The sequence below is a fragment of the Shewanella sp. 11B5 genome (assembly GCF_002836795.1).
Taxonomy (GTDB): Bacteria; Pseudomonadota; Gammaproteobacteria; order Enterobacterales; family Shewanellaceae; genus Shewanella; species Shewanella frigidimarina.
Map to the genome: position 1 here is coordinate 1 of NZ_PJAP01000391.1, position 7,603 is coordinate 7,603.

The following is a 7,603-nucleotide window of genomic DNA, read 5'->3' on the forward strand; positions in this document are numbered from 1 at the left end:
ATCAGTCATGTTCTTTGCCGCTAAACGTGCCGCCATGCCTTCAAGTGATTCACGCACTTGATACAGCTCTATCAACCCTTGTGGAGATAACGCCACCACACGAGCGCCTACGTTGGCTTTACGCTCAACAATATGGCACGACTCTAAGCGGTTAATGGCTTCACGGATCACGGCTCTACTCACGGCATACTTTGTCGACAATTCAGTTTCGCTCAATTTTGAGCCGGCCTGAATACGACCTTCGACTATATCGTCTCTAAGGGCTACAAAGGTCTTATCTGCAGAAGTAATCGGCTGGATCATATTCATACCTAGGATAATAAAAACTGACATTAAAAACAGCTACACAAAACAAGTTGTCGACAATATAGCACCTTTAAATCGTATAACAACCCCAAAAGGCACTTTTTGTCGACAATTATTCCATTTCATCATAAAGCGTTAGCTATTACCAATTTATGACACCACTCAATAAACCTTAAGTCAGCCCATGCTAATATTAGCCGCCACGGTATGACTCATCATGCCATTGTGGTTCGATGATGACTCCGCTATCTGTAGACACTATGTTGGGTTACACTCATCTTTATAAAGTGATTGAGACATCGATTAATCCAACAATAAATAGAACAACAAATACAATAAGGGTCTCTTGATGAGCCAACATTTAGCCTGCCAACTTGAATTGATCCATTTGTTTGTCCATGTCGTTAATGCCGGTGGGTTTTCATCTGCAGCACAAGAGTTAAAGTTGCCCATTGCCACTGTTAGCCGCAAAATTAGCAAATTAGAACAAAGCCTCAATACTCAGTTGATAATGCGCAGTACCCGTAAACTTCGATTAACTGAAGAAGGTGGTGCGTTATTTGACCGTTACTATAATGTGGTGGCGCAATTTGATCGTATTTGTGGTCAAACTATTAATGAGCCGCAAAGCACCCTACGAATATCGACACCCGTTTCGATAACTTCGATGATATTAATTGAGGCCATCAATGACTTTTCCAAACAACATCCGCACATTCAACTGCACATCACCCAAAATAACAGCACCATTGATTTGATAGATGAAGGAGTCGACGTCGCCATTGTCGGTGGTGCGCAACCAGATTCATCTTGGGTATCAACATCGTTGGGAGTATTAAATTACGGCTTGTATGCATCACCTGAGTATGTAAAGCAACTCATTGAGCTTCGCCACCCGCTGCAGCTAGTTGATTATCAGTTAATTAAAGTGTGGCCGCTGTTTAACTGGACCTTAAAACATCACAGTGGAGAACAATATTATTACGATGGACCCGCTAAATTAACCCTAGGGGATTTACACGGCGCAATACGCGCCGCTGTCGGTGATGGCGGGATTTTATATGGACCAGAATTATTTGTTAAACCACAACTATTGAATCAAGAGCTAGTACCTGTGTTAGCGGATTGGGCTGGTGAGCATCGCCGGATCAGTATTTTGTATCATCAACGTCGCCAACAACCCTTAAAAGTAAAATTGTTTATTGAGTTTATTCAGCAACGTGCTGCCACTATCTTTGACTTGTTCTAACTCGATTCGATTTTTGAGACTTAGATGCTTAGATACTTAAATGCTTAAAGTTTGAAGTGAAAGTTAAATCTGCATTCTAAGTTGAATTGGAATTGGAATTTTAGTTTGAATTTAAAACAGAAAATTTTGATTAATAGCAGATTACTCTAACTTAAGTGGTGCGATTAATATCGCTATAGTTTAGCGTGATGCCATCGACTTAAACACTCAGTCAATGACAACACAAGCAACTAACCGCTATTAACTAACTATTAGTATAAGTACACATTTAAACTACAGGCACCATGAGCCCCCACCACTAATGCTTGCTCAATATCAGCGGTTTTAGACGGACCCGCAATAAATAATCCTAATTCGCCTGGCTGTAGTGCCACTTGTTTAACCGCTTGGTGCATGTTGGCGACAATATTGTCTTTGGCCAACGCCAATATTAGATTTTCACAAATAAAAGGCGTCACTCGATGACTGGGTTGATTAACCCAAATCGCGCCGTTTTCGGCCACACCAAGATCCCCAGGGATCACGGCATAATCAATATCAGCCAGATCGTGAGCGGTCTCAGGCACTTGGCGATTACCTTTAATACCGTCCAATAACGAGATCACCTGCATATTTTGTTGGATCAATTCATCTACTGCCTGTTGTAACGCTGCTAAACCGCCTTCACTATGCAGCGTGCCCGCTACTGTGTTTAAACTTGCATTAAATTGGCCGACAAGATCATCATTATTAGCAACAACATCCATGGCAGGCATAGCATGTTGAGCTAATGCCGATTGCTTTAGTGCAGATAAAATAGTGTGTTTATTCGACATATTAACGGCTCCGATTCTTGTTATACCAGCTGGCAAAGCTAGACTCTGGTGCGACAGGCAACTCGCGATATTTACCCCATGCACCACTAAACGGCTTGAGTAAACTCCCCGGTAATACTCGCAGTGCTAATCTTGCTGCAGACATAGACGTATTCATTAAGGTTTCATTAGCCATAAAACGGCCCACTAACGGCATATAGCCACCTTTGCCATAAGGCAACGTCTTAGCTTCTGCTTTCAAACGACGATGATGGGCAATAATTTTATCTAACGGCACCATCGTTGGGCACACATAAGTACAACTGCCGCATAACGTACAGGCCCAAGGAATTGAGTTGGTATCGTCATGCTTAGCACCTACCGCAATACCAATAGGACCAGGAATCGTGTAGTTGTAGCTATAACCGCCTGAACGGCGATACACAGGACAGGTATTTAAACAGCCGCCGCAACGAATACACTTTAATGATTCAGCTAAAATTTTGTCTTTCATCATCTCAGTGCGACCATTATCAACAATGATCACATGCATCTCGCCGCCCTCTTGTGGGCCACGGTAAAACGATGAATAAGTGGTAATAGGTTGCCCTGTGGCATTGCGGGCTAATGTACGCAACAACACCCCAACAGAATCCATATCAGGAACCACTTTATCGATGCCCATTGAGTGCAATTGCAACTTTGGCAAGTTAGCGCCCATGTCTGCATTACCTTCGTTGGTACACACAACAATCGTACCTTGGTCTGCTATCGCCATATTGACACCGGTCATGGCAGCATCGGCAGTAAGGAATTTCTCTCTTAAATGCGCGCGAGCTGCTCGGGTTAAATACAGCGGATCAGACTCACCCGCTTTAGTGCCTAACTGTTGATGAAATAACTCGCCCACTTCCTCTTTTTTCATGTGTATAGCGGGCACCACAATATGCGAAGGTGGCATATTGGCGAGCTGAATAATTCGTTCACCTAAATCGGTATCAACCACTTCAATACCGTGGCGTTCTAAATACGGATTCATGTGGCATTCTTCGGTTAACATCGATTTTGATTTAACCAGTTTTTTAACCTTATGTTTCGCTAAAATCCCATGAACAATTTCATTGTGTTGCTGGGCATCGCTAGCCCAATGCACCTTAATGCCATTACTCAAGCATTGTTGTTCAAATTGTTCAAGGTACTGGGCTAAATGGCTCAACGTATGCATTTTGAGTTGCGAGCCAAGCAGCCTTAGTTGTTCCCATTCAGGCAAACTGCCTGCTGCACGATCACGTTTTTCACGTAATGCCCACAGGGCTTTAGAATGCCAATCAACTCGGGTTTCATCGCGACAAAAAATATCAGCTTTATGGGCATGCACCTTAGAACCCGATGCGGTATATAGTTCGGTCATAGTGGCTCCTATAAAGCATCATTAATGATTTGGGCAATGTGACGGGTTTCAATCGGTAATTTTTGACGACGGATCATGCCATCTAAATGCAGCAAGCATGAAGGATCAAACCCCACGACATACTTAGCCCCAGTTGCCGCATGAGCTTGAGCTTTATCTTTACCCATTTTGGCCGACACCGCGCCTTCATCAACGGCAAACGTTCCGCCAAAACCACAACATTCATCAATACGAGCAGGATAGACAATCTCGAGCCCGGCAATGTTACCCAATACAGCTTCCACTTTATTAAAGCGTTGTTTACCCATTTGCTCTGTCGGCGTCGCTAAATTAAGCATACGAATACCATGACAGCTCATTTGCATGCTTATTTTGGCCGCTACAGGGCGGGCAAATGCGTTAATCGGGGCAATATCGTGTAAAAACTCCGTTAACTCATAAAGCTTACTAATAACTTCTTGGGCTTCTTGGCTGCCATCAAACTCATGGAAGTTTTCTTTAGCCGCCACCAGACAACTGGCTGCAGGGCACACAATGGCATCACAATCGACACCTTTAAAAGCGTTGAGTAATTTAAGGGTGGTGTTTTTTGCTTCATCAAAACACCCCGAGTTTGTCATCGGCTGACCACAGCATGTTTGACCCTTAGGAAATATGACTTGGTGGCCTAACTTTTCTAATAATGTCAGCGTTGCAATGGCCACTTCTGGCATCATTTGATTCACTAGACACGGTATAAATAGTGCTATTTTCATAAGTTGGTATTATCCCCAGGCGCGTTATTACACATCATCTGAGTGAGTTTAAAATCAACTCAGCAATGGCTAACGACTCATTATCGAGTTATCAATGTATGCCTATACCCTTATAAAATGTAGTGCTAATTAAGCAAATATCGCGGCAGACTTTTCCACTTTTGATCTGAATACGCTTTCATCAGCACCAAAAGCTCACATCAATAACAACAAAAGCCGCTGCCCACAGATGAATCAGCAATGAATAAGTGCAACACCATGGTATACATCGATGAATGGTAACCAGTAGTTAACAATCTTCATAAATTCAAGTCAGTAGCCTGCGACATTGTGTCGCAGTTTGGTGTTTTTATATTGTCAGAATGGTTGAGGTTAAGCACACTCATGTGATGGATAACGTCGGAAACATCCCCCGTTTTAATAACTTATATCTAACTGACGTTATCGATTTTTGGTACATACTTTGGCGTTGTTTGGTTGATGGCTTTGAGTCGCAATCAAATGTCTACTCAATGCTTGGTGACTTTACTCAGCCTCTATCTGCTATGGGAATGGGGATAGCGGCTGATTAAAGGTATCACTTTAAATCTGAATAAGATTATTGGGCCTCTATTGATATAGAGGCCTTTTTTTATGGTTATTTCACTTAAATTTTATATCTACACCCAATGAGACTAGCGCCCCAATTAAGGTTGTGATGACCACAGAGATCAGTGAGCCAATCAGTACATACTCAGTCATGCTTCGGTTGGCTGATTGATTTAACTCACCAAATCTGAATATCGACTTAGCGGCTAATACAAAACCCACTGCGGCATAGCTGCCCACCAACATAAACGTCAGTATTAATAATCGCTCTAGGTAACCAATCAACTCGCCACCCGCAACAAGGCCGCTCACATTTGCTGTATTATCACTAACAGGATCTGCAATAACATCTGTGTCGGTAACGGCGTCTGTGTCAGTATCCATTGCTGAGTTAACGATGGGATACTTATTCAACACAGCGCCAATCACAATTGAAGTTGGCTTTAGAATGAGTACATAAGCAAACACCACCAACACGCCATCAGAGAAACGTTCATGCTGTAACACTGCCTCAATCGATGCGCCATCTGCAACATGAAAAGCAATCGCAGCCAGTACCGAAACATGCAAAGCCTGATCAATAACAAAGTAGGCTAACTTATCTCCCTTTGGTGTAGTGACCTTCCATAAATCGATAATAAAATGACTTACCGCGACAATAACGATTAAGCAAACCGTTGAACGCCAATCAATTCCTAGTGCCATTGCAGGCAGTAATAATGCAACACCCTGTAAAGTCGCGTGAAGGTACAACTCCGGTGAACGGTAAGTGTGAGCTTTTTTAGCTTCTACCCACCGATCGGTCTGAAGATAAAAGTCACAGATGGTGTGAATTAATAAAAATGGAATGAGCACGCTGAAAAAATCAAACATACTTGAGCCCCGCGACTTTCTTTATAAACCGACAATTTAACTCATGGATCAACGGCCAACCAGACGCTTTAAGTGACTTGCTGACAGTGGCTGTAGCCACATCGAGCATGTCAGCTAACTCACTAATCGACAAATCCTCATTGGTTCGAAGCATTGGCAACATCACTTCACATTGGCGCGCAGTTAAGTCGTTAAGTTGCTTATCAAGATACTTAAACAGTAAGTCAAAATACTCAGTGAGAGCGATGCTATCGGAGCTAAATAATAATCGGTCATTCTTAAGGCCACTGAGTCCGCGGCCAGACAGCACAAATGCTTGCCCCATCGACTCCGACACCGACTCACGTAAATCGGCATTTGCCGCAATTGCAAAACTAATCCGGCTATCAAATGCTTTACCAAGCGCCTTAATACCAATCCGGTATATAACGGTGTATCTCAACGCATTTTCAATATCATGCACGACAGACTGAAACTCATCACCGCGCTCAATACTGTGCGCATTTTCGCTATGCCCCTCGCTAATCCAAGACTGGATGGATTTGATCCGTTTAAGTAGTTGCTCAAACTGCGCAGAAGTTAGCTTTGTTGAGTCAACAACATCGCCAACAATCACGGCTATAGGTTTATTGGTAGGCTCCACATAACGCTCCTTTGTTTGCAGATTTAGACCAATTTAGCCAAAAATGGCTAATAATGCAAGTTTAGCCATTTTTGGCTAATAACGACTAAGAGCATTGATAGCACACAGGCTGATTTAGCCGTTTATGGCTAAAAATAAACATTTAGCCACTTTAGGCTAATGATAATATACCAGCCTAATCGTCAGATACGTTGAGAAAACCATCCTGACGCAGGTGACATAAAGCATGACACCAATCAAAGCTGATAGATTATCTCAACATTACGACGAGCAGCTTAAATGCGAGCATCCACCTACCCCAAAGAACTCTGATGCCTTGAGTCGATAGTATTTGTCTTCAACTTCTTGAGACTGCTCTGCGTAAGGCTGGGTCATCACCTTCTGCAATTCTCGAACAAGTGCATAATTGCCAACACTGGCTTGCTGATAAGCAGGCACCAGCAACCACTCGCGTAAAGTATATTTAGGGTTCACTCGTTGCATCTGCGCAATAATATCATCACGGTTACGTGGCTGTGCGTCTGCGTCTGCAATAAGCATCGTGCTATTGGCCGCGGTGCCAAGCAGTGTTTGCCATTGTGCTAACCAAACAGACCAACGTTGCTCCAACCCTTGTGGCCCTTGCGATAAATCTCGATAGAAACTGTTAGTTAGTGGACTAATATCATCAGGCAACGACGAAAGCTCTCGGAAAAACAGAGTGTAATCCACTGGGGTTTGCAACATCAGCGTTTCAAGCTCATTAAATAACGCCGCATCAAAAGTGTTAAGCCCAAGCTTGGCCGCCCACATCTGCTCCATCTTTGTTTGCATCTCAGTGGCAAAACCATCGACCAACTGCTGGAGCTGTTCTAGATAATCTGGTGTAGACATCAATAATGGGCTTAATGCTGTACAAAACATCAAGAAATTACGTTCAGCTGCTACACCTTGATTCAAAAATGCAAAATGTTGCCCGCCACCCGTCCATGGTTGATATTGTGG

General features: G+C 43.1%; 9 protein-coding genes. 2 read left to right on the forward strand and 7 right to left on the reverse strand.

What is annotated here, in order from left to right:
• Window positions 1-303, reverse strand: a 303-nt coding sequence (locus CXF78_RS09060; RefSeq protein WP_374702278.1) for a GntR family transcriptional regulator, incomplete at its 3' end; no start/stop codon positions are given.
• A gap of 352 nt (window positions 304-655) precedes the next feature.
• Between CXF78_RS09060 and CXF78_RS09065 the strand changes: the two genes are divergently transcribed.
• Entirely contained in the window at window positions 656-1,555 is a 900-nt protein-coding gene (locus tag CXF78_RS09065; RefSeq protein ID WP_102036574.1) for a LysR family transcriptional regulator, read from the forward strand.
• Window positions 1,556-1,806: 251 nt separating this feature from the next.
• On the opposite strand, the gene CXF78_RS09070 is transcribed toward CXF78_RS09065, so the two are convergent.
• Genes CXF78_RS09070 through CXF78_RS09080 form a run of 3 tightly spaced genes read right to left on the reverse strand, consistent with a single transcriptional unit; the run spans window position 1,807 to window position 4,515 of the window.
• A complete protein-coding gene (locus CXF78_RS09070; protein ID WP_102036575.1) occupies window positions 1,807-2,370 on the reverse strand; it encodes a LutC/YkgG family protein in 564 nt (187 codons plus the stop codon).
• 1 nt (window position 2,371) lies between these two features.
• A complete protein-coding gene (locus CXF78_RS09075; protein ID WP_102036576.1) occupies window positions 2,372-3,760 on the reverse strand; it encodes a lactate utilization protein B in 1,389 nt (462 codons plus the stop codon).
• A gap of 8 nt (window positions 3,761-3,768) precedes the next feature.
• A complete protein-coding gene (locus CXF78_RS09080; RefSeq protein ID WP_102036577.1) occupies window positions 3,769-4,515 on the reverse strand; it encodes a (Fe-S)-binding protein in 747 nt (248 codons plus the stop codon).
• Between the two features lie 389 nt (window positions 4,516-4,904).
• Here CXF78_RS09080 and CXF78_RS09085 point away from each other — a divergent pair, with 389 nt between their 5' ends.
• Entirely contained in the window at window positions 4,905-5,087 is a 183-nt protein-coding gene (locus tag CXF78_RS09085) for a hypothetical protein (RefSeq protein WP_123778254.1), read from the forward strand.
• A 70-nt stretch (window positions 5,088-5,157) separates the two neighbouring features.
• On the opposite strand, the gene CXF78_RS09090 is transcribed toward CXF78_RS09085, so the two are convergent.
• From CXF78_RS09090 to CXF78_RS09100, 3 genes are all read right to left on the reverse strand, one after another.
• Window positions 5,158-5,976: a DUF3307 domain-containing protein gene (locus tag CXF78_RS09090; protein ID WP_102036579.1), complete on the reverse strand. Its 819-nt coding sequence runs from the start codon at window positions 5,974-5,976 to the stop codon at window positions 5,158-5,160.
• Window positions 5,969-6,619, reverse strand: a complete 651-nt coding sequence (locus CXF78_RS09095) for a MarR family transcriptional regulator (protein WP_102036580.1) — start codon at window positions 6,617-6,619, stop codon at window positions 5,969-5,971. The genes CXF78_RS09090 and CXF78_RS09095 overlap by 8 nt, the downstream gene beginning before the upstream one ends.
• Window positions 6,620-6,880: 261 nt before the next feature.
• Window positions 6,881-7,603: protein adenylyltransferase SelO family protein (locus tag CXF78_RS09100; protein ID WP_180957096.1), on the reverse strand; the 723-nt coding region annotated here is incomplete at its 5' end.